Genomic DNA, 20,898 nt, shown 5'->3' on the forward strand with positions numbered 1-20,898 from the left:
CTACGCGCTCGGGAGGTCGACCGGTTCGCCGTCCGCGTGGACGGTCGGGTTCCGGATGATGCCGTCGAGATGGAGCGGGGCGTCGGTCTCGCCGCCGATCCCGGCGTTATCGCCGATCGCGATGTGAACGGTCCCGCCCGCCTTCTCGTCTAAGAGGACCGAGCCGACCAGTTCCTCGACGCCGCCGTTGGTCCCGATGCCGAGCTCCGCGAGGTTGTAGGCGGCGTCGCCGACCTCCTCGGCGGCCGCCTCCACGTCGGCCCGGATCTCGTCGTCGCCGATCTCGGTCACGACCCCGTCCTCGACCTCGAACGAGAGGGTCTGCCCCTCGTCGAGCAGGCCGTGAGGCATCATCGTCCCGTCGACGACGAAGGTCCCGGTCGCGGTCTCGGGGGCGACGAACACCTCGCCCGCGGGCAGGTTCGAGAAGTCGCCCGGCTCGCGGACCATCCCGGTGTCGGCGAGCCACTCGCGGTCGCCGATCCCGAAGGCGATGTCGGTGCCGGCGGAGGCGGTGACCCGGACCTCGTCGGCGCTGTCGACCTGCGCGAGCACGCCGTCGCAGGCGGCGTCGATGGCGGCGTAGTCTGCGTCGAGCCCGGTCGTGAACACGTCCTCCGTGATCCCCGGAAGCGTCGCGCCGCGCGCGCCGGCCTCGCAGGCCGCGCCGCGTGCGCGGGTGTGACTCAGGCTCTTCGTCGTCGGCGCGAGGAAGACGTCCGCCTCCCGCATCGCGGCCGCGACCGGCGCCGGCGGCTCCGTCCCGTGCTGTTCGGCCGGCGGGTACCGTAGGACCGTCGCGTCGTCGGTGACGGCGCTCGCGGCCGCGTAGAGCGCCTCGCCGATCGACTCGCGCTCGTCGTCGGTGACCACGACGACCGACTCGTCGGGGGCGACGTTCAGACACTGTTCGACCGCGGTCGCCGCGGCGTCGGAGAGGTCGGCTGCCATGCCCGCGTCTCCGTTCGGCCGGGCGTTAGGCCTTGCCATCGACGATTTTACTCTGTTCCGTAATTGAATTATTTACGTCCGGTGGCGATCGGCGTCGAATTAACCGATCGATTACTCGTGGGGTAGTTAATTTCAATTTGCTGTTCTCGAAAAGATTATGTCGGTGCCCGAGCGACGGGCGCACATGATACGCGTGGGCGTCAACGGGTACGGCACGATCGGGAAGCGGGTCGCGGACGCCGTCGCGGCCCAGTCCGACATGGAGCTCGTCGGCGTGACCAAGGCCTCGCCGGACTACGGCGTCGAGGCGGCGGCCCGCCGCGGCTACGACCTGTACGCGGCCGTCGAGGACCGCGCCGACGAGTTCGCGGCCGCCGGCGTCAACCTCGCCGGGACCCTCGGCGACCTGCTCGACGCCGTCGACGTCGTCGTCGACTGCGCGCCCTCAGGGATCGGCGAGCGCAACGCGCCCGTCTACGAGGCGCACGACACGAAGGCGATCTTCCAGGGCGGCGAGGACGCAGCGGTCGCCGAGGCCTCGTTCAACGCCCGCGGCCGGTTCGAGAGCGCCCGCGGTGCCGATACCGCCCGCGTGGTCTCCTGCAACACGACCGCTCTCTCGCGGCTGCTCGCGCCGCTCGACGAGACCTACGGCGTCGAGAAGGCGCGCGTCACGCTCGTGCGCCGCGGCGGCGATCCGAACGAGACCGACCGGGGCCCGATAAACGACGTCGTCCCGGACCCGGCGACGGTCCCCTCCCACCACGGCCCGGACGTGAACGAGATCCTCCCCGACGTGACCGTCGACACCGCGGCGCTGAAGGCGCCGGTAACCGGGATGCACACCCACAGCGTCAACGTCACCTTGGCGACCGACCCCGACCCGGCGGCCGTCCGCGACCTGCTCGCCGACGAGAGCCGGATCTTCCTCGTCCCCGAGGGCGCCGGCATCGACGGGGCCGGCGCGCTGAAGGAGTACGCCGCCGACGCGGGGCGCCCGCGCGGCGACCTCTGGGAGAACTGCGTCTGGGAGGAGTCGATAAGCGTGACCGGCCGGGACCTGTACCTCTTCCAGAACGTCCACCAGGAGGCCGACGTGGTCCCCGAGAACGTGGACGCGATCCGCGCGATGGCGAGCGACGTCGACGCGGCCGAGTCGGTCGCGCGCACGAACGAGACGCTCGGCGTCGGCCTCGACAGCCGGCTCGGGGACGGCGAACTGGCCCGCGCGGAGCTGCCGGCCGACGACTGACGGGCGCGGCCGCTCCTCCGTTCGCCTCCTCTCCTTTCCTCCGCGCCTCGCTACCGCCCCGAGGCGACGGTCACTCGTTCGGTCGCGTGACGAGGAACGTCCGCCCGCCCCGGCGTTCGAGGTGAACCTCGCTGCCGTCGACGCGGTTCGCACGGATCCGGTCCGGGAGCCGATCGGTTCGACAGTCGGTGACGTCCACGCGCGTCGGCGTCGCGTACCGGGGTCGGTCGGCGGTGACTGCGCTCATACCTCACCGTCGGACCGCAACGCCCCTATAAGCGAGCCATCCGCGGAGTGAAAGTGAAAGTGGACGCCTTCGAATCGCTGGCGGGCGATCCGAACGCGGACGGCCGGAGGCCTTGTTCAGACCTCGCCCTACCGGCGGAGCCCCGTCGCCTCGTCGTCCTCGACGAACCGCACCGTGAAGTAGTCGTAACCGCCGTAGGCGGCGTCGAGCGCGCCCATCCACCAGTTCCACCGCTCGACGAGCGAGGAGCCGTCCGGCGCGTCCTCCAAGTGTCCGATCACCCCCGTCACGGTCAGCCCGTGGCCGCGGTCCTCGGAGGGCCGTCCGGAGTCGACGAGGTCGCGGGCCGACCGCGAGACGGCGCGCCGCTCGGCCTCGGTCCCGCCGAACTCGTCTTCGAGCGCGCGTTCCAGACGCTGTCTGTCCATGCTCACGCTACGTGCCGCGAGTATATCAGTCGCGTGGTAGGGGGTGGCACGTCCGGTGGCGCCGATGGGGTTCGACCGGACGTTCCGCCGCCCGCCGGCGGGCGCGCAGCCGACTCACAGTCGCGCCGCCAGCGCGAGGAACAGCAGCGAGAACGGCGCCGTGAGCAGCGCCAGCGCCAGTCCGCCGGCCCCCTCGCCGGCCGCGACGGCCATCAGCACGCCGACGACGAGCGAGAACGACCCCAGCGCCGCGAGGGTGAGACGCTCGGGGACGCTCGCGCGGTCCGGCCCGTCGCTCTCCGCCAGCGCCGCGTCGAGCGCCGACTCGACCTCGTCGGCGCGCTCGACCGGAACGAACAGCCACGGCGTCGACCGGAACCACGCGTTCCCGCGGTACGCGAGCAGGAACAGCGTCGTCCACCGGAGGTCGATCCGCCGCGTCCGGACCGCGGCCCCGAGGTCGTCGCTCCGGGTCCGGTCGTGGCTCGGGTACGTCCGCTCGATCGTCGACTCGGCCGGGTCGAGCCGAACGACCACGCCCGACGACTGGACGACGGCCGGCACGAACCAGACGAGCCAGAACAGCGGCCAGAGGGCGGGGAGGAAGTCGGACGGCAGCGCCAGCGCCGCGGCGACGACGGCACCGAGGCCGGCGAGCGTCCACCCCGGGCTGAGGGCGTCCGCGGCCTCCCGCAGGCGAGAGCCGGTCAGCTCGCCGACCGAGGTCTCGCGGTACCAGACGTACAGCGAGGGGAGGGTGGCGACCGCGAGCGCGAACAGGAACCCGACGCCGACCGCGGCCTCGGTGAGGCCGACGCTCGGGAGCGCGAGTTCGCCGGCGGCGGCGCCCGCGAGCGCGGCGACCGCGACGGCGCCGATCGAGACGAGGACCGCGCCGACGACCCCGGCCGTCGCGCCGGCCGCGAGCGAACGGAGGCGGTCGTGGCGGACCGGCCCCCACTCGATCGGGTCGCGTTCGGCGGGCGCCTCGGAGTCGCGGGGGAGTTCGGACACCTCGGCCGCGCCGCGGCCGTCGTCGACCGTCGAGACGCCGTCGGCGGCGTCGACGTCGTCGACGGCGGGGGGCTCTCGACTCTCGGAGGGCATACGCGCCGAATCGTTCCGGGATGGCAAAAGAGTGCGGCCGAGCGCGGTGCGGCATGACGAGCCCCGGATCCCGACGGTCGCTCGCGGTGCGCGCCACCCACCCTTCCGGTCGCTTCGGGGACGATGATACTTATTGGCTACCCGCGTAGAGGGAGGTATGGATGCGGACTCCCTGACGGAGACGCTCGAAAACGCCGGCCTGTCACCGTACCAAGCGGCAGTGTACGTCGCGCTCCTCGATCTACGGACCGCGACGGCGACCGAGATCGCCAACGAGAGCGACATCCCGACGCCGCGCGTGTACGACGTGATCGACGCCTTGGCCGAGCGCGGATACGTCGAGAAATACGAGCAGGGGACGATCAAAGTGCGGGCACACAGCCCCGCGAAGGTACTCGAGGACCTCGAAAGCAGGATCGATCAGTTGGAATCGGCGACCGCCGAAATAGAGGATCGGTGGGAACAGCCGCCGCTCGAAAAGTCCACCGCCAGCATCGTGAAGCAGTTCCAGACGGTTCTCGACCGCGCGCGGCTGTTCATCGAACAGGCGGAAACCCGCGTGTACGTCTCCGTGACGGCCGAGCAACTCGAGAAGCTTCGCGACCCCCTCGAGCGGGCTCACGAGCGCGGCGTCGCCGTGTACATTCTCGTCAACACGGATTCGACCCAAGACCGGCCGACGGTCGACTCGATAGCCGGGATCTGTCGAGAGGCGCGATACCGCGGCCTCCCGGCGCCGTTCGTCGCGTCCGTCGACCGCCAGAGCGCCTGCTTCTCACACCATCCGGACGCGGTCAACCAGACCGGGGTCCTCGTCAACGACGAGGAGTACACCTTCGTCTTCCACTGGTTCTTCATGACGTGTCTCTGGGAACACGGGACGCCGATATACTCGGAGGGGCAGGAAACGCTCCCCATCGAGTACGTCGACATCCGTCAGTTGGTGCGCGAAGCGCGGCCCCTCTTCGAGTCGGAGGCGACCGTGACCGTCCGCGTCGAGGGGACCGACGTCTCCACCGGCGAACCGCGGACGATCGCGGGGACAGTCGAAGAGGTCCAGTCGCACGTGGGCGACAGGGAGTCGGACACGCAGGTCGCCGGACAGGTACTGATGGTCGTCGACACCGGCACCGACCGGGTCAGCGTCGGCGGCTGGAACGCCGTGGTCGAGGACGTCGAGGCGACGCGGATCGTCATCACCGACGTCGCGGACGTCGACGAGTACCCGTCGCTGCGGGCGGGGACGGAACCGGCCAAGTGACCGCGGACGGAAGCGAGCCGGGACACCGCCCGGGTCGGATCACTCCCCGTCGCGCAGCTCCGCGACGGCCTCCCGGTCGGGAAGCGCGGCCATCGCACCGCGGCGCTTCGTCGACGCGGCGGCGACGGCGTTGGCGAACCCGAGGATACCGTCCGGGTCGTCGCCGTCGACGAGCCCCGCGATCGCCCCGGCGGAGAATGCGTCACCGGCGCCGGTCGTGTCGACGACGTCCTCGATCTCGTATCCGGGGTGGTGCCACTCGCCGGCGCCCCACCGCGAGCCCTCGTCGGTGACCAGCCGCGCGCCGGCGCTGCCCTCGGTCAGGAAAACCGCGTCCGGTCCGGCGGCGAGAACCTCCGCGGTCGTCGTCGGGAGCCCGGCTCCCTCGAGGTCCTCGCGGGTGACTTTGAGGACGTCCGTCTCGGAGAGCATCCGCTCGACCGTGGGCCCCGGATCCGTCTCCCACAGCTCGGGGCGGACGTTCGGGTCGAAGAAGACGCGGCAGTCTCGGTCGCGGGCCCGCTCGACGAGGTCGAACGTCGCCGATCGCGCCGGCTCGACGGTCAGCGTGACGCCCCCCACGACGACGACCTCGACCGATTCGAGGACATCGTCGCCGACGACGCTCGTGTCGAGGCGCCTGTCCGCCGTCTCCGAGCGGTAGAAGGTGAACTCGCGGTCGGCGTCCTCGCCGTGCGAGACGAACGCCAGCGCCGTCCCGCTGTCCGGAACCTCCGTAACGAAGTCGTCCGGAACGCCCTCGCGGTCGAGCACCTGCGCGAGATGCGAACCGAACGGGTCGTCGGCGAGCGCGGTACAGAACCACGGCGTCCGGTCGAGCCGCGCCAGCCCGACCGCCACGTTGGCCGGCGCGCCGCCCGCTCGCTTGGAGAACGACTCCACGTCCGCGAGCGGTCCGGGGCGGTCAGGAATGAAATCGATCAGGGTCTCGCCGGCGACAAGGACTTCACGCGTCATGCGCCACCATACTCGGAATCAGGAGTATGAAAACAATAAAAATTCGGGCACGGTCGCGATCGGGACGGTCCGGGGGTGCTCCCCCGGGACCAGTACGTTTTTACAAATATACTCAGATATGAGTTGTATGATTTCCCCCCGACGTCGCACCGTCGACCACACGCCGGTTTCGCGCGAGGAGCGATCCACACCGAGTCATCGCGACGCGTCTCCCCGCCAATGACCTCCGGAGGGGACGCCGCGGACCCGGATCGGTCCTGGTGGAAGGAGAGCGTCGTCTACCAGATCTACCCGCGGAGCTTCAACGATTCCGACGGCGACGGGATCGGCGACCTCCGTGGGATCACGCAGAAGGCCGACTACCTCGACGAGCTGGGAATCGACGTCGTCTGGCTCTGTCCGGTGTACGACTCGCCGCAGGAGGACAACGGCTACGACATTCGGGACTACCGCGCGATCGACCCCGAGTTCGGCACGATGGCCGACTGGGAAGCGCTTCGAGACGCGCTTCACGACCGCGACATCCGCCTCGTGATGGACCTCGTCGTCAACCACACTTCCGCGGAACACGAGTGGTTCCGGCGGTCGCGACGCGAGGAAGCGGGGTACGAGGACTACTACCACTGGCGCGAGGGGCCGCCCGCCGAGCCGCCGAACAACTGGGAGTCGTTCTTCGGCGGCTCGGCGTGGAGCTACGACGACGAGCGCGGCGCGTGGTACCTTCACCTCTTCCACGAGAACCAGCCGGACCTGAACTGGCGGAACCCTCGGGTCCGCGAGTCCGTCACGGAGCTGATCCGGTGGTGGCTGGACAAGGACGTCGACGGCTTCCGGATGGACGCCCTGAACCTCCTCTCGAAGCCGGCGGGGTATCCCGACGGCGACCCCGAGGCCGACGTCGTCGGGGAGGAACAGTTCTTCAACGGGCCGCGTCTGGAGGAGTATCTCAGCGAGATCGTCGAGACGACGTCCGGCCGCGACGCGATGACCGTCGCCGAGATGTCGCACACGGACGTCGACACCGCGGCGAGCTACCTCGGCGACGACGGGATCGGACTGGGGATGCTCTTCCAGTCGGCGCACATGGAGGTCGACGCCGGCCCGGACGGAATCTGGGACCCGAGCGGCCCGCGGGAGTTCGACCTGCCGACGTTCAAGCGCGTGATGGACCGCTGGCAGGAGGGGCTGCGGGGTCGCGGATGGAACGCCGTCTTCCTCGGGAACCACGACCAGCCGCGGATCGTCTCCCGGTTCGGCGACGACGGCGAGTACCGGCGGGAGAGCGCGACGCTCCTGGCGACGTTCCTGCTGACGCTGAGCGGCACGCCGTACGTGTATCAAGGCGACGAGATCGGGATGACGAACGCCGAGTTCGAGGGCCTCGACGAGATCGACGACGTCGAGACGATCGGGGCGGTCGAGGCGCTCACCCGCCGCGACGGCGTCGACTCCTTCGCGGACGTCGCGCACCTCGTGAACTACTGGAGCCGGGACCACGCCCGGACGCCGATGCAGTGGTCCGACGAGGCGCACGCCGGCTTCACGGACGGCGACCCGTGGTTCCCGGTGAACGACAACTACGGCGAGATCAACGTCGAGAAAGAGCGGAGCCGCGAGGACTCCGTCTGGCACTACTACCGCCGACTGATCGAGCTCAGACACGAGGCGGACGCCCTCGTGTACGGCGAGTACGACCTCCTCCTGCCGGACCACCCCAGCATCTACGCGTACACGCGGACGCTCGGCGACGAGCGCCTGTTGGTCGTGCTCAACTGGTCCGACGCCGCCGCGACCTTCGAACCGGAAGCGATCGAACGGGAGGCGATCGAACCGGCCGACATCGAGACCCTCGGGGGGAACTACGACGAGTCGCCGACCGACCCGATCGGAAGTACGTTCCGGCCGTACGAGGCCGCCGTGTACCGGCTCTGAAAATTGGTGGTGACGGGCGATCGGCTCAGTCGGCCTGGACCCCGTCGTCGCCGGCTTCGATGTCCGCACCGGAGACGACGCCGTGCGAGATCGCGTCGCCGGTCTGGTCGTCGAACAGGTGGATCCGGGCCCGGTCGAAGACGATGTCGACGCTCTCCTCCTCGCCGATGTCGGTCGCGGGGTCCACGCTCATCAGCAGCCCCTGGCGCTCCTCGAAGTCGGCGTCCTCCTCGTCGAACGATTCGAGGATCGGCTTCAGGTAGACGAATATCTCGTCGCCCATCGGTTCGAGCACGTCGGTCTCGACCGAGAACGTCCGAGTCGGGTCCTCGGCCTCGGCGCTGTTGCCCTCGAGGTAGATGTCCTCCGGGCGGATCCCGACCTCCACCGGGTCGTCGGCCCCCAAGCCGTCGACCGCCGCGGTGTCGAAGGAGACGGAGTAGCCGTTCGCTTCGAGCGAGCCGTCGCCGGCGGTCGCGTCGAAGAAGTTCATCGAGGGCGAGCCGATGAAGCCGGCGACGAACCGGTTCGCGGGCTGGTTGTAGCAGGTCAGCGGCGCGGCGATCTGCTGGAGCTCCCCCTTGTTGAGCACCGCGATCCGGTCGGACATCGTCATCGCCTCCGCCTGGTTGTGCGTGACGTAGATGATCGTCGTGTCCAGCTGCTTGTGGAGCCGCTGGAGCTCGGTCCGCATGTTGACGCGCAGCTTGGCGTCCAAGTTCGCCAGCGGCTCGTCCATCAGGAACACGTCCGGGTCGCGGACGATGGCCCGCGCGATCGCGACGCGCTGGCGCTGCCCGCCGGACATCTCGCTCGGCATCCGGTCTAACATCCCCTGGAGCCGAACGACCCGAGCGGCCTCGTCGACCCGCTCGTCCATCTCCTCTTTGGGGAAGTCCCGCAGCCGGAGCCCGAAGGAGATGTTGTCGTACACGTCCATGTGCGGGAACAGCGCGATGTTCTGGAACACCATCGCGATGCCGCGATCCTTCGGCGGGAGGTTCGTCACCTCGCGGTCGCCGATCAGGATCTCGCCCGACGTCGGCTTGGTGAGGCCCGCGACCGTTTCGAGCGTCGTGGACTTCCCGCAGCCCGACGGACCGACGAGACAGATGAACTCGCCGTCCTTCAGGTCGAGGTTCATGTTGTCGACCGCCGTTACGTCGTCGTACTGTTTCGTGACGTCTGTGAGTTTAACTCGTGCCATATGGTATCACTCCTTGAGGGCTCCCTGCGTGAGGCCGCTGATGATCTTGTCCTGTGCGACGACGACGAGGATCGCGACCGGGACGATCGCGATCAGGCTCGCCGCCGCCTGGAGGTCGTACCGGACGGTGTACTGCGTCTGGAACGCGAGGACGCCGTCGACCACCGGCGCCCACTCCGCGGCGCTGTTGCCGGTCATCAGGTACGAGAAGAAGAACTCGGTGTACACGGTGATGAAGGTGAGAATCCCGGCGGTCGCGACGCCCGGCGCCGACAGCGGCATGATCACCCGGAACAGCGCACCGATCCGCGTCGTCCCCTCGACTCTGGCGGCCTCTTCGAGCCCGTCCGGAATCTGCCCGTAGAACGTGGTCAGGATGAAGATCGCCAGCGGCATCGTGAACGCGCTGAGCGGCGTGACGACCGCGCCCGGCGTCCCGTACAGCTCCACCGGGAGGGTGAACAGCCCCAGCATCGGGACCTGCTGGTTGAACGCCCGAAACAGCGGGATGAAAAGCGTCGCCGGCGGGAAGAAGCTGAGCACAAGCAGCGAGAACAAAAGCGGCGTCTTCCCCCGGAACTCCAGGCGGCCGAACGCGTACCCGGCGAGGCTCCCGACGAGGAGCACGAACAGCGTCACCGTGAACGCGTAAAAGAGGCTGTTGAACATGAACCGCGCGAACGGGATCTGCTGGAACACCTGCACGAACGCCGTGAGGTCGATCGTCGTCGGGAACAGCGGGATGTCGGTCTGTCCGGGCGGCGCCATCGCGACGTTGAACAGCCAGTACAGCGGGAACAGCGACGTGGTCAACAGCACCCCGCCGAGGAACACTAACATTACGGCGTACGCCTTCTCCGGGTGCTTGATCCAGTCGTCTGCCCACCGCGCGACGCGGGACTTGTTCTCCTCGTCGTCGGCGTCGTCGCCCGATTCGTCGAACACTTCCGCGTCCTCGTGGTCACGTGCGTCGATGCTCATGTCAGGCTAACCCCAGGCTCTGGTTGCTCTGTTTGATGAACAGGAGGTACACCATGATGAACAGGCCCACCACGATGGCGATCAGGACGCTCACGGCGGCCGCGGAACCGTACAGCGTCGACGACCCGAACATCATCTGCGTGACGAGGCAGGTCATCGACGGGACGGTCGAACAGCCGACGGTGGTCGACTCGATGATGCCGTACACCCGGAGCGCGCCCATCGTCCGGAACAGCATGGCGACCATCAACACCGGGAACACCAGCGGGAACGTGATGTAACGGAACCGCTGCCACCGGGAGGCGCCCATCACGTCGGCCACCTCGTAGAGGTCCTGGTTGACGCTCTCTAACCCCGCCAAGATTAGCAGGGCCATGAACGCCGACGTCTTCCAGATGTCCGCCACCGTCACGATGACGAAGCTGTCGAAGGTCGTGTTGAGGGGGAGACTGGAGAAGATCCCGAGCTGCTGGAGCGGCTCTGTCAAAAGCCCGTAGCCGGGGCGGAACAGCAGGAAGAAGATCATCCCCTGAATGACGATCGGGATCGCCCACGGCAGGATGATGAGCAGCCGAACGAGCCGCCGCCCCTTGTACTCGGCCTTCATCAGCATGGCGTAGAGGAACCCGAGCAGCGTCTCGCCCGTGACGCTCAACACGGCGAACAGGATCGTCATGAACAGCGCCTGTTCCAGGATCGGCGTCTCGAACGAGGGGTCGACGAACGCCGCCGGCGCCAGCGCGTTGGTGTTCGTGAGCAGCGCGACGTAGTTCTGAACCCCGACGAACTCCCCCAACCTCCCGCCGGTGATCACGTCGGCGAAGAACGACATCCTGACCGCCGACGCCAGCGGCCAGAACGCGAACAACAGCAGGACCACGAAGGCCGGGGTCAAGAGCAGGTACGCGTACGCCTGCTCGCTCAGGTTCTCCGTCCACGTCCCGAGTCGCGTCAGGACCCCGCCGGATCCGCCCGACACCTCCGGTCTCCCCTGTTCAACTGCCATCCCGACTAACACCTCCCTGTGCCGTTGCCCGCTGTTGTGGTACGAGCATCGCCCGCGTGTTTCTCGTGCGAATAGTTATCATTATTGTCTACGTTCTATGTGTGCTCGGTCTCTGAGTCCCCTCGAACCGGGGGCGATCCCTGTCCAGTTATCCGGCCTGCTCCTCAATGGCTGAGATCTGCTCTTGCATCGCCGTCGCCGCCTCTTGCGGGCTCTTCTCCTGACGGAGCGCCGCGTTGACCTCGGTTGCGATGATGCTACGCTGACTCGGCCACACCGACGTCGTCGGGCGCGGGATCAGGTTCTCCGCCGAGTACTGGAGCGCCTCGAAGTACGGGCCGTACGTGTCGCTCTGCTCGACGTAGCTGTACAGCTCCGGCTTCGGCGGCATGAAGTTCGCCGTGTCGAACTGGTACTCGAGGACGGAGTCCTCCCACCACGCCTTGATCACTTCCTTCGCCGACGCCATGTTGTCGGTGTAGGGGTTCATCGACATGATCCAGCCGCCCTGCGCGTGCCAGGACCCGTTCGGTCCCTGCGGGAGCGGCATCACGCCGAGCTCCATGTCCGTCCCCTCGAAGTCGGTCAGGGCGCCGCCGATGGAGTAGGTCCAGTTGCGCTGGGTGACCGCGCTGCCGTCCTCGAAGAGGCTCTTCGTGTCCGGCTCGGACCAGCCGGCCACCTCCTGCGGCGAGATGCTCTGGATGTCCATCGGGGCGCTGCCCGTGCCGTGGATGGTGTCGACCGCGGCCTCGATCCCGTCGACGGACTCCTCCGTGTCGAGGGTGACCGGACGGTCGCCGATCGGCCCGAAGAGGTTGTCCTGCCCGCCGAAGAAGGCACCGCCCATGCTCGTGAGGTACTCGTTGAACGTACAGCACGCCAGCCCGGCGTAGTTGTTCCCCTGCCAGAGGTGGCCGTACTCGACGTCGGCACCGTCCATGGCCTCCGAGACGATCTGGGAGAACTCCCCCCACGTCGGCGGGTCTCCGCGCCACGTGTCGAAGTCCGAGTCGCCGTAGCCCGCGTCCCGAAGCAGGTCCTTCCGGTACGTGATGGTCGGGAAGTCGGGGAACACCGGAACCGAGTACAGGTCGCCCGTCTCGGGATGGGTCCCCGTGTTGATCATCGACTGGACGCCCTCCTCTCTGACCCGGGAGATGAACTCGTCGTCCATCTCCTCTTCGAGGTTGACCAGGTCGCCGCGGACGATGAACGGGAGCGTCCACCCGTTGTCCGTCAACACCAGGTCGGGGTCGGACTCCTCCGCGTTGATCGCGGTCCGGAGCTGCTGTTGCTTGCTGCCCGTGTCCTGTGGCGGCCGGGTCATCTCGATCGTGATCGAGTCCGGCACTCCCGCCTCGTGGAGGACTTCCGGGAAGCCGGCGTCCACGAACTGGGGCCCCGAGAAGACCGTGACTGTGCCGCCGATCTCGCCGTCACCCGACGAGCCAGTCGTGGTTCCGTCCCCACCGTCTCCGCCGCCCGAACAGCCCGCGAGGCCGGCCGCTCCCACCGCGCCCGTCGCCGCGAGGTACTGTCGCCGCGAGACGCCCTTCGGTGTGGTATCGTCTGACATCACATGGCCATAAGGAATAATCATTAATATAGTTACTGTGGATTACAACGGGTGTTGTGAAAATCAGATCGCAGAGGGCGGTGCCGACGCTCGGGCGTCTCGGCCCGCGGCACGCCCCCTCGACGGGCGTGTCGCCGTTCCCGCGGCGGACCCGGCGGATGTCGGCGTAGTCGGTCTGAGTCGGCCGAGCGACAAACGTTACGCCGGCGAGCGACATCCCCGTCTGGAGCCCTCACGCGGCCGACCGGTGGCTCCGACCGTCGGTGGAGGACCGGCGGCGGAACGTTGATGCCCCGGTAGCGAGTACCCCGTCGGGATGGGTTCGTCGTTCGTCTCCGAGTTCCGGCGGTCGGACCACACCGGCGAAAACCGCTGTTGGCCGTGTACGGTCGTCAACGTCGGCCTCGTCGGTGCCGCCGGCGCGGCGCTGGGAGCCGCCGTCACCCCGACGGTCGGCGCCGCCGCCGCGGTTGGCGGCTTGGCGCTGGTCTGGCTTCGAGGGTACTTGATTCCGGGGACCCCCCGGTTCGCCCCGCCGTTGGTCGCCGCCGTCCCGGGCGGGGCGGCCCTCTTCGACGAGCCGCCGGAGGGTGCCGACGACCCCCCGAACGGCGGCGGATCGCTGGGGGCCGAAAGCGGCCCCGCCGATCCGGCGGAGTTGCTCGACCGGCTCGTCGAGAGCGGCGTCCTCGAAGCCGGCGACGACACCGTCGCTCCCACCGCGGCGTTCGACGAGCGGTGGCACGCGGAGATGGACCGACTCCGCGAGGATACCACGGAAGAGCTGGCTCGCGCCGCGCTCGCGATCTCTCCGGCGACCGAGGCGCGGGCGATAGACGACGAGTGGGTCGCGCTCGGTCCCGAGGGCGGGGGCGTGACGGACGAGACCTGGCTCAGCCGCCCGGTGGCGATCGCCGAGATCGCCGGCTACCGGGCGACCGAACCGCACCTCGACGACGACGAGGCTCGGCTGGCGGCGGCGCAGACGAACCGGCTGTTCCTCGACGAGTGTCCGGACTGCGGGGCCGCCTTGGAACGGGGCACGGACATGTCGTGTTGCGGCGGCCACACCGGCGCCGGCGACGAGCCGTCCGAGACGCTCGTCTGTCCGGACTGCGAGGCCCGGCTCTACACGTTCGAGTGACTCCGGGGCTGCGTCGCGGCCGCACGCGGCGAGATGGGAGCGACGCGCGGCCCGCACGGTTCGGACCGGGAACAATAAGTGAATTTACTACCGACGGGAGTGTAACTGAACATGAGCGAGAGAACCCCCGACAGCCGACGGAGCACTGAGGGCTGGCTCCCGCCGCGGTGGACGAGATCGCAGGCCGGCCGGATCGAACGCACGCCCGACACCGTCGCACCGGTCATCGAGCCGCCGCCTGAGGACCCCGCCGACGACCTCCACATCTGGGACACGTGGTTGCTCCGCGATCGACACGGAGAGATCGCCGAAATCGACGGCTGGCGGGTGCTCTTCTCACTGACCGCCTCCGAGGAACTACTCCCCGGAAAGCGCCACGACGTCGCGGAGATCCGGTTTTTCTACTCCCGGAACGGCACCGAGTGGCACGGCGGCGAGCCCGTGTTCGAGGCCGACGCGCTCGGCCAGCGCCAGTGGGCCGGCTCCGCGCTGTACGACGACGGCGAGCTGTACCTGTACTACACCGCCGCAGGCGACGAGTCGGCAGACGACCTGAACTACACGCAGCGCATCGCGGTCGGCCACGGCGGCCGGTTCGAGGCCGACGAGGAGGGGGTGTGGAGCGAGGGGCCCTGGAGCCACGAGACCATCCTCGAACCGGACGGGGAGTGGTACGAGAACGAGGGCCAGTCTCGGGGGATGATCTACACGTTCCGCGACCCCTGGTTCTTCGAGGATCCCGAGACGGGCGAGACGAACCTCCTGTTCGAGGCGAACACGCCGGTCCCCGTCGACAGCGACCGGTGCGACGGCGACGAGGCCCAAACGGAGTTCAACGGCTGCGTCGGCGTCGCCACGTCCCCGAGCGGCGACCCGCTCGACTGGGAGCTCGAACCGCCGCTCCTGGACGGCGTCTGCGTCAACCAGGAGCTCGAACGCCCCCACGTCGTCCCCCGAGACGGCCGATACTACCTCTTCTTTTCGAGCCACATGCACACCTTTTCGCCCGGCCTCCACGGTTTCGACGGCCTCTACGGGTTCGCCGCGGACTCGCTCCGAGGGGAGTACGAGCCGCTGAACGGATCCGGGTTGGTCGTGACCAACCCGGCGAGCGTCCCCTTCCAAGCGTACTCCTGGATGGCGTTTCCGTACCGGGACGAGATACTCGTTCAGAGCTTCTACAACTACCGCGAGTTCGACGGCGACTCGCTCGACGGCATCGCGGACCTCTCGGAGGCCGAGCAGCGGCGCCGGTTCGGCGGGACGCTGAGTCCGACGCTTCGGCTCGACGTCACCGACGATCGGACGCGAATCCACGGCACGCTCGCGCACTGGCACATCCCCACGTCGGAAGAGGGCCTCCCGGACACCGACGAGTATCAGCCGCCCGAGGAGGTCGGCTCGGACGACGGCTACGTCGACCTGTTGGACGCCCGAATGGACCGCCACCGGACCGTCGGGTACCCGGGGAGCAACTACTGAGGCTCCGCGTCGGGCGCCGCGGAGGGCGATCCCGTCACGGGCGTGATCGCGGATTCGAGTTCCCAGACGTCGAACTCGGCGACCGTCGCTCGCCCGTCTTCGGCCGTCACCGACAGTCCGGTGCTCTCCTCGGCGGGATACACCCGGCTGGTCAGGCAGTGTCGGTCGTTGGCGAACAGTTCGATCACCGATCCGTCGAGGAACGCCCGGAGCGACAGGGGTCCGTCGTACGGCGGTACGGGCATCCGTTGGACGTCGAGCCCCCCGACTCCTTCGCGGCTCGACTCCGACCGGTCGACGGTCAGTTCGCCCTCGCGCGTGTAGCGGATCGCCGTCCGCTCGTCTCGGTCGGCCGATTCGAACACCGACAGCTCGAACGCCGAGGCGTCCGCCAGCGACACCTCCAGGTCGATCTCCAGCGTCCGGCCGCTCGCGGCGAGCGCGTGGCGGCGCTCGTCGAGGACGTCCGGGACCGCGGTTGACAGTCGGTCCCGTCGGAGCTGATCCACCTCGGCGGCGGGTCGCTGCCGGAGGTGTCCGTCGTCGCCGAGCGACAGCACCCGCGGGAGCGACAGCGCCCCGGACCACCCTGCGTCCCACTGGGCGCTCGTCTCCCGCGTCTCCGGAAGCCACCCCCACGTCAGGTAGCGGTCACCGTCCCGGAGCGACTGCGGCGCGTAGAAGTCGCCGGCGTCCAGCACGCCTCGGTGAGCGGCGTCGAACTCGCCGTCGTTGAGGTCCCCGATGAAGTACACCACGTCCTCGTAGTTGGAGACGTGGAGGAGCGACCGCTCGCCGAGCTCCAACAGCTCCGGGCACTCCCAGACGGCGCCGTGTCCGTCGTCTCCCGTCAGCAGCGGCCCCTCGTACTCCCACTCGCGGAGGTCCGAAGACGCGTACAGGAGGGCCGTCCCGCCTCGGTCGGAGATACCGCTTCCGATGAGCTGATACCACGTGTCGCCGTCCCGCCAGATCGCGTGATCGCGGAACTCTATCTCCCAGTCCTCCGTGGACAGGAGGTCGAGATCGGACGGCGGCTCCTCGATCACGGGATTTCCCGCGTCCTTGTCCCACTCGCGGAGGGCCGGATCCCCGCTCGTGGCGAGACACGGGAGCTGCCAGCGGCCGTCGCCGCCCGTGTAGAGGATCGTCGGCGTTCCCTCGTCGTCGACCGCACATCCCGACCAGCAGCCGTCGCGGTCGGGACCGTCCGGGGACGGCGAGAGCGCGATCGGCTCGTCGGTCCAGTGGAGGAGGTCGTCGCTGACGGCGTGGCCCCAGTGGATCGCGTTGTGAAACGGCCCCGCGGGGTTGTACTGGTAAAACAGGTGGTACCGCCCGTCCCACCGGATCAGGCCGTTCGGGTCGTTCAGCCAGTTCGCCGGCGGGGTGAAGTGATAGCGCGGCCGCGTCGGGTCGTCGGCGAACGCCGCTCGCATCGCCGTCAACTCGTCGGCCGTCTTCGGACGACCGGGCTGGTCGCCGCCGTCGACCGCCGACAGACAGCCGGAGATTAGCTCCGAGCGCGCGTCGGCGATCGGCTCGGCCGCGGGTTCGTCGAACGCCACCGGCGCACCGACGCCGATGACGCCGCCGCCGCGGTCCCACGAGACCACGGTCATCTCGTTCGGGACGTCCCGGTCGCCGCGGACGGTCGACGCGAGCACTTCGCCGTGCGAAGGCACTACGCTCTCGTAGTGGGCCGTCGGAACCGCCCCTCGATCGCAGGTCGGGATACGAATCGAATCGAACGCCGTTACCGCCGGGTGGTCGTCGTAGAGCGTCCGCCAGAACACGCCGGTCGGTTCGGCGACGCTCTCGGTCCCGACCACGTCCGGCGCCACCGGATCGACCCCGATGTCGTCGACGACGGCTATCGCTCGGAGCGTGAGCAACAGCCCGCCGCCGTCTGCGAGAAAGGCGTCGAAGGCGTCCCCGGTACCCTCCGAGAGGACGCCGCCTTCGATCGGCGCGTCGCGGTGCCACCACAGCACGTCGCACTCGTCCGTGACGTCGCCGACCTCGGCGGGAGAGACCCGCACGGCCTCGACCGACCGTGTCTCCAGCCACGATAGCGCCGCCCGCTGTTCGTCCGACGGCGCGCCGTCACAGACGAACCCGACTCGTGTCTCGCGGCCAATCATAGCAAAGAGAACTGGCTCCCGAGTAAAAGTCGTATCGTCTCCGGTCAACGCGGCCCCGTCGGCGCCGATCGCCCGTTGCGAGCCGGGTCGTCGCCCGACCCTACGCCGCCTCCGCGTTCGATTCGGCGGCCTCCGCGTTCGACTCTGCGGCCGCTGCGTCCGCGGTCGGCGGCTCGGCGGGCTCGACGTTGCCGAGCCGAAGCGCGTTGCCGGTGACGCCGAGGCTCATCCCCATGTCGCCGACGACCACGGCCATCGCGACGCTCACGTAGCCGAGCGGGGCGCCCGCGGCGAGCAGCGCCTTCACGCCGAGCGAGGCGCCGATGTTCGTCCGGATGGTCGAGCTCGCGCGCGAGGAGAGGTCGACCACGTACGGGAGCCGCGTCAGGTCGTCGGCCATCAGCGCCACGTCGGCGGTCTCGATGGCGGTGTCGGTGCCGGCGGCGCCCATCGCGATCCCGACGTCCGCGGCCGCGAGCGCCGGCGCGTCGTTGATCCCGTCGCCGACCATCGCGACGCCGCCCTCGGTCTCGGCGCCCAGCTCGCGCACCGCGTCGACCTTCTCCTCGGGGAGCAGCGCCGCGCGCACCTCGTCGACGCCGACGCGCTCGCCGATCGCCCGAGCGGTCCGCTCGTTGTCGCCGGTGAGCATCGCGACGCGGTCGATCCCGAGCTCGTGGAGCCGGTCCACGACCCACGCCGCCTCCGGACGGACGGTGTCCGCGACCGCGACGACGCCCTCCAGCTCCGTCTCGGTCCCCACGAGGACGACCGTCTTCCCCTCGGCCTGGAGCCGCGGGATCGTCTCGCTCGCCAGGTCGAGGTACCGACCGTGGTCGCAGGGCTCGGGCTCGGTGACGCTCGCGCCCGTATCGTCGGTGCCGTCGCCGTCCGCGTCGCGCTCTCGGACGATCCCGCCGTCCGAGCGGACGTGGGCGTGGCTCAGGTCGAAGCCGAGGTCCTCGAACAGCGAGGGCTTGCCGGCGTAGTGCGTCTCGCCGTCGAGTTCGGCGCGCACGCCCTCGCCGGTCAGCGCCTCGAAGCCGGTGACCTCGACGTCGTCGGTCACGTCGTCGTCCGTCGCGCCCTCGCCGTCGGTCACGCCCCCGTCGCCGGGATCGGCACCGGTCTCCTCGCCACGCGCGACGATCGCCGCCGCGACGGGATGTTCGCTCCGCCGCTCGATGGCGGTCGCGCACGCGAGTACGTCGTCGACGTCGCGGTCGCCGAGGGGGACGACGTCCGTCACCGACAGCTCGCCGCGCGTGAGCGTCCCGGTCTTGTCGAGCGCGACGGCGTCGACGTCGCCGGCGGCCTCCAGGTGCTCGCCGCCCTTGATGAGGACGCCGTTGCGCGCGGCCGCGGTCACGCCGGAGACGACGCTGACGGGCGTCGAGATGACGAACGCGCAGGGACACGCGACGACGAGCAGGGTGAGCCCGCGGACGAACCACGTCTCCGCGCCGCCGCCGACGAGGAGCGGGCCGAGCGCCGCGGTGGCGACCGCCCCGACCACGACGATCGGGGTGTAGACGCCCGCGAAGCGGTCGACGAACCGCTCGGCGCGCGTCTCCTCGCCGTTCGCGGCCTCGACCAGCTCGACGACCCTCGCGATGGTCGACTCCTCGGCGGGCGCGGTGGCCTCCACTTCGAGGTAGCCCGCCTCGTTGATCGAGCCGGCGTACACCTCGTCGCCGGGCTCCTTCTCCGCGGGGACGGACTCGCCGGTGATCGGCGACTCGTCGACCGTGCCGGAGCCCTTCCTCACGACCCCGTCGAGGGGGACGCGCTCGCCGGGGCGCACCGCGAGTCGCTCGCCCGTCGCGACGCTCTCGGCGGGCACCGTCTCCTCGTCGCCGTCGCGGATCACGACAGCCTCGTCGGGCGACAGCTCCATCAGCTCGCGGAGGGAGGTGCGCGCCCGGTCGATGGAGTAGCGTTCGAGCAGCTCGGCGACCGAGAACAGCACCGCCAGCGTCGCCGCCTCGAACGGGAGGTCGACGAGCAGCGCGGCGACGACGCCGACGCTCATCAGCAGGTCGATGTCGAGGCTCAGGCCGCGCAGCGAGTAGAGTCCGTTCCACAGGATCGGCGGGCCGGCGGCGGCGATCGCGAGCAGGAACGCGATCGACGCGCCGGTGACGGCCCACGGCCCGAGGAAGCCGACGCCGCTGATAGTGGCGAACGTCGGGTCGAGCCCCGGGAGCAGCCACTCCAAGGCGAGCCCGACCGCGAGGAAGGCGCCGCCGACCGCGGTCGCGACCGCGCGGGGGCTCGTGAACAGGTCGTCGGCGACGCCGTCGGACTCGGCGTCCGCGACCGCGTAGCCGGCGCCCTCGACCGCGGCCGTCAGCGCCTCGACGTCCGTCACGTCGGGGTCGTACGTGAGGACGACGACGCCCGTCGTCGGGCGGGTGTCGACCGAGAGAACCCCCTCGCGGTCGAGCGCGCCCTCGACCTTCCCCGCGCACGACGAGCAGTCCATGTCCGGCACGGCGAGCCGGAGCTGCGCGCCGCCGAGGTCGTCGGTCGTCTCGCCGCCGGGCGGATCCGTCGCCCCGTCGTCGGGACCGTTCGATTCGCGTGAGTCGCTCATTGTCCGACCGTATCCGCCGCATCATTATTAATCCAACTGCCATTCTCACGGGCTATTTTATAAGAGATTATTAAAATAGGATTCTGAGATAGTAAACCATCCGCGAGTATTTATCCGTCCGTGGGCTACTCGCGGGCATGACTGACTGGCGCGCCGTCGGTTACGGATTCGTCGTGATGCTGATCGCCGGGGTGTTGGCGACGGCGGTCCCGGTCGTCGGGCACGCGGCCGCCGGGCTCGTCGGCGGGTTCGTCGCGGGCTACCTCGCCGGCGGCGGCCTGCTCTCCGGCTTCTGGCACGGGCTACTCGCGGGGTCGGTGAGCGGGATCGTCGTCACCCTCGCGCTCGCCGCGTTCGGGGGCCTCGTCGGCCTCGTGGGCGGCCCGATCGGGAGCCTGCTCGGCGGCGCCGGCGTGTTCGTGGTCGGCTTGTTCCTCACGTTCCTGTTCGCGGTCGACTCGGCGCTCGCGGGCGCCATCGGCGGCGTGGTCGGAGAATAGCCGCTGTTTTCGCGAGAGTACCATTTTTAAGCGAGTCAGAAGAGGCAGCCTTCCACACTGGCGTGCGCTCCTCGCGGGCCACAGGCCCGCTCGGAGGCGCACG

Annotated in this window: 17 protein-coding genes; 6 read left to right on the top strand and 11 right to left on the bottom strand. The window is 69.3% G+C overall.

What is annotated here, in order from left to right; genetic code table 11:
• The gene (locus AC4NMM_RS12235; RefSeq protein WP_491924376.1) at window positions 1-951 is read right to left on the bottom strand and encodes an aminopeptidase; all 951 of its coding nucleotides are present in this window, start codon (window positions 949-951) and stop codon (window positions 1-3) included.
• Between the two features lie 184 nt (window positions 952-1,135).
• Between AC4NMM_RS12235 and AC4NMM_RS12240 the strand changes: the two genes are divergently transcribed.
• Window positions 1,136-2,203, top strand: coding sequence for a type II glyceraldehyde-3-phosphate dehydrogenase (locus AC4NMM_RS12240; RefSeq protein WP_491924377.1), 1,068 nt, complete (start codon window positions 1,136-1,138; stop codon window positions 2,201-2,203).
• Window positions 2,204-2,273: 70 nt separating this feature from the next.
• Here AC4NMM_RS12240 and AC4NMM_RS12245 read toward each other — a convergent pair whose 3' ends face one another.
• From AC4NMM_RS12245 to AC4NMM_RS12255, 3 genes are all read right to left on the bottom strand, one after another.
• On the bottom strand, window positions 2,274-2,450 hold the full coding sequence (locus tag AC4NMM_RS12245) for a hypothetical protein (protein WP_172863970.1): 177 nt from the start codon (window positions 2,448-2,450) through the stop codon (window positions 2,274-2,276).
• Window positions 2,451-2,578: 128 nt separating this feature from the next.
• Window positions 2,579-2,878, bottom strand: coding sequence for a WNWW family protein (locus AC4NMM_RS12250; RefSeq protein WP_096395743.1), 300 nt, complete (start codon window positions 2,876-2,878; stop codon window positions 2,579-2,581).
• A 114-nt stretch (window positions 2,879-2,992) separates the two neighbouring features.
• Window positions 2,993-3,985, bottom strand: coding sequence for a hypothetical protein (locus tag AC4NMM_RS12255; protein WP_491924378.1), 993 nt, complete (start codon window positions 3,983-3,985; stop codon window positions 2,993-2,995).
• A 157-nt stretch (window positions 3,986-4,142) separates the two neighbouring features.
• Between AC4NMM_RS12255 and AC4NMM_RS12260 the strand changes: the two genes are divergently transcribed.
• On the top strand, window positions 4,143-5,246 hold the full coding sequence (locus tag AC4NMM_RS12260) for a TrmB family transcriptional regulator (RefSeq protein WP_172863969.1): 1,104 nt from the start codon (window positions 4,143-4,145) through the stop codon (window positions 5,244-5,246).
• Between the two features lie 39 nt (window positions 5,247-5,285).
• Here the strand turns inward: AC4NMM_RS12260 and AC4NMM_RS12265 are convergent, their stop codons facing one another.
• Complete coding sequence (locus AC4NMM_RS12265; RefSeq protein WP_096395737.1) at window positions 5,286-6,224, bottom strand: carbohydrate kinase family protein; 939 nt, start codon at window positions 6,222-6,224, stop codon at window positions 5,286-5,288.
• 219 nt (window positions 6,225-6,443) lie between these two features.
• Here AC4NMM_RS12265 and AC4NMM_RS12270 point away from each other — a divergent pair, with 219 nt between their 5' ends.
• On the top strand, window positions 6,444-8,156 hold the full coding sequence (locus tag AC4NMM_RS12270; protein WP_491924379.1) for a glycoside hydrolase family 13 protein: 1,713 nt from the start codon (window positions 6,444-6,446) through the stop codon (window positions 8,154-8,156).
• Between the two features lie 25 nt (window positions 8,157-8,181).
• Here the strand turns inward: AC4NMM_RS12270 and AC4NMM_RS12275 are convergent, their stop codons facing one another.
• The 4 genes from AC4NMM_RS12275 to AC4NMM_RS12290 form a co-directional block, all read right to left on the bottom strand.
• Window positions 8,182-9,363, bottom strand: a complete 1,182-nt coding sequence (locus tag AC4NMM_RS12275) for an ABC transporter ATP-binding protein (protein WP_491924380.1) — start codon at window positions 9,361-9,363, stop codon at window positions 8,182-8,184.
• 6 nt (window positions 9,364-9,369) lie between these two features.
• On the bottom strand, window positions 9,370-10,344 hold the full coding sequence (locus AC4NMM_RS12280) for a carbohydrate ABC transporter permease (RefSeq protein ID WP_096395731.1): 975 nt from the start codon (window positions 10,342-10,344) through the stop codon (window positions 9,370-9,372).
• Between the two features lies 1 nt (window position 10,345).
• A complete protein-coding gene (locus AC4NMM_RS12285; RefSeq protein ID WP_096395729.1) occupies window positions 10,346-11,350 on the bottom strand; it encodes a carbohydrate ABC transporter permease in 1,005 nt (334 codons plus the stop codon).
• A 148-nt stretch (window positions 11,351-11,498) separates the two neighbouring features.
• Window positions 11,499-12,929, bottom strand: a complete 1,431-nt coding sequence (locus AC4NMM_RS12290; RefSeq protein ID WP_157745993.1) for an extracellular solute-binding protein — start codon at window positions 12,927-12,929, stop codon at window positions 11,499-11,501.
• A gap of 316 nt (window positions 12,930-13,245) precedes the next feature.
• Here AC4NMM_RS12290 and AC4NMM_RS12295 point away from each other — a divergent pair, with 316 nt between their 5' ends.
• Window positions 13,246-14,073: a DUF8054 domain-containing protein gene (locus AC4NMM_RS12295; RefSeq protein WP_096395725.1), complete on the top strand. Its 828-nt coding sequence runs from the start codon at window positions 13,246-13,248 to the stop codon at window positions 14,071-14,073.
• A gap of 111 nt (window positions 14,074-14,184) precedes the next feature.
• A complete protein-coding gene (locus tag AC4NMM_RS12300; RefSeq protein WP_491924381.1) occupies window positions 14,185-15,555 on the top strand; it encodes a glycoside hydrolase family 68 protein in 1,371 nt (456 codons plus the stop codon).
• Here the strand turns inward: AC4NMM_RS12300 and AC4NMM_RS12305 are convergent.
• Together AC4NMM_RS12305 and AC4NMM_RS12310 are read right to left on the bottom strand one after the other, a co-directional pair.
• The gene (locus AC4NMM_RS12305; RefSeq protein WP_491924382.1) at window positions 15,549-17,699 is read right to left on the bottom strand and encodes a GH32 C-terminal domain-containing protein; all 2,151 of its coding nucleotides are present in this window, start codon (window positions 17,697-17,699) and stop codon (window positions 15,549-15,551) included. The genes AC4NMM_RS12300 and AC4NMM_RS12305 overlap by 7 nt on opposite strands.
• Before the next feature lie 100 nt (window positions 17,700-17,799).
• Window positions 17,800-20,295, bottom strand: a complete 2,496-nt coding sequence (locus AC4NMM_RS12310; RefSeq protein WP_491924383.1) for a heavy metal translocating P-type ATPase — start codon at window positions 20,293-20,295, stop codon at window positions 17,800-17,802.
• A gap of 137 nt (window positions 20,296-20,432) precedes the next feature.
• Between AC4NMM_RS12310 and AC4NMM_RS12315 the strand changes: the two genes are divergently transcribed.
• A complete protein-coding gene (locus AC4NMM_RS12315; RefSeq protein ID WP_096395717.1) occupies window positions 20,433-20,795 on the top strand; it encodes a DUF5518 domain-containing protein in 363 nt (120 codons plus the stop codon).
• Window positions 20,796-20,898: the final 103 nt, after the last annotated feature.

This window comes from Halorubrum sp. SD41 (genome assembly GCF_058630335.1).

Excerpts from the sequence above, each read along its gene's own strand:
- AC4NMM_RS12235 (WP_491924376.1), bottom strand. The coding sequence starts at position 951 with ATGGCAGCCGACCTCTCCGACGCCGCGGCGACCGCGGTCGAACAGTGT.
- AC4NMM_RS12290 (WP_157745993.1), bottom strand. The coding sequence starts at position 12,929 with ATGTCAGACGATACCACACCGAAGGGCGTCTCGCGGCGACAGTACCTC.
- AC4NMM_RS12240 (WP_491924377.1), top strand. The coding sequence starts at position 1,136 with ATGATACGCGTGGGCGTCAACGGGTACGGCACGATCGGGAAGCGGGTC.
- AC4NMM_RS12250 (WP_096395743.1), bottom strand. The coding sequence starts at position 2,878 with ATGGACAGACAGCGTCTGGAACGCGCGCTCGAAGACGAGTTCGGCGGG.
- AC4NMM_RS12300 (WP_491924381.1), top strand. The coding sequence starts at position 14,185 with ATGAGCGAGAGAACCCCCGACAGCCGACGGAGCACTGAGGGCTGGCTC.
- AC4NMM_RS12305 (WP_491924382.1), bottom strand. The coding sequence starts at position 17,699 with ATGATTGGCCGCGAGACACGAGTCGGGTTCGTCTGTGACGGCGCGCCG.
- AC4NMM_RS12270 (WP_491924379.1), top strand. The coding sequence starts at position 6,444 with ATGACCTCCGGAGGGGACGCCGCGGACCCGGATCGGTCCTGGTGGAAG.
- AC4NMM_RS12280 (WP_096395731.1), bottom strand. The coding sequence starts at position 10,344 with ATGAGCATCGACGCACGTGACCACGAGGACGCGGAAGTGTTCGACGAA.
- AC4NMM_RS12255 (WP_491924378.1), bottom strand. The coding sequence starts at position 3,985 with ATGCCCTCCGAGAGTCGAGAGCCCCCCGCCGTCGACGACGTCGACGCC.
- AC4NMM_RS12310 (WP_491924383.1), bottom strand. The coding sequence starts at position 20,295 with ATGAGCGACTCACGCGAATCGAACGGTCCCGACGACGGGGCGACGGAT.
- AC4NMM_RS12315 (WP_096395717.1), top strand. The coding sequence starts at position 20,433 with ATGACTGACTGGCGCGCCGTCGGTTACGGATTCGTCGTGATGCTGATC.
- AC4NMM_RS12275 (WP_491924380.1), bottom strand. The coding sequence starts at position 9,363 with ATGGCACGAGTTAAACTCACAGACGTCACGAAACAGTACGACGACGTA.
- AC4NMM_RS12260 (WP_172863969.1), top strand. The coding sequence starts at position 4,143 with ATGGATGCGGACTCCCTGACGGAGACGCTCGAAAACGCCGGCCTGTCA.
- AC4NMM_RS12295 (WP_096395725.1), top strand. The coding sequence starts at position 13,246 with ATGGGTTCGTCGTTCGTCTCCGAGTTCCGGCGGTCGGACCACACCGGC.
- AC4NMM_RS12265 (WP_096395737.1), bottom strand. The coding sequence starts at position 6,224 with ATGACGCGTGAAGTCCTTGTCGCCGGCGAGACCCTGATCGATTTCATT.
- AC4NMM_RS12285 (WP_096395729.1), bottom strand. The coding sequence starts at position 11,350 with ATGGCAGTTGAACAGGGGAGACCGGAGGTGTCGGGCGGATCCGGCGGG.
- AC4NMM_RS12245 (WP_172863970.1), bottom strand. The coding sequence starts at position 2,450 with ATGAGCGCAGTCACCGCCGACCGACCCCGGTACGCGACGCCGACGCGC.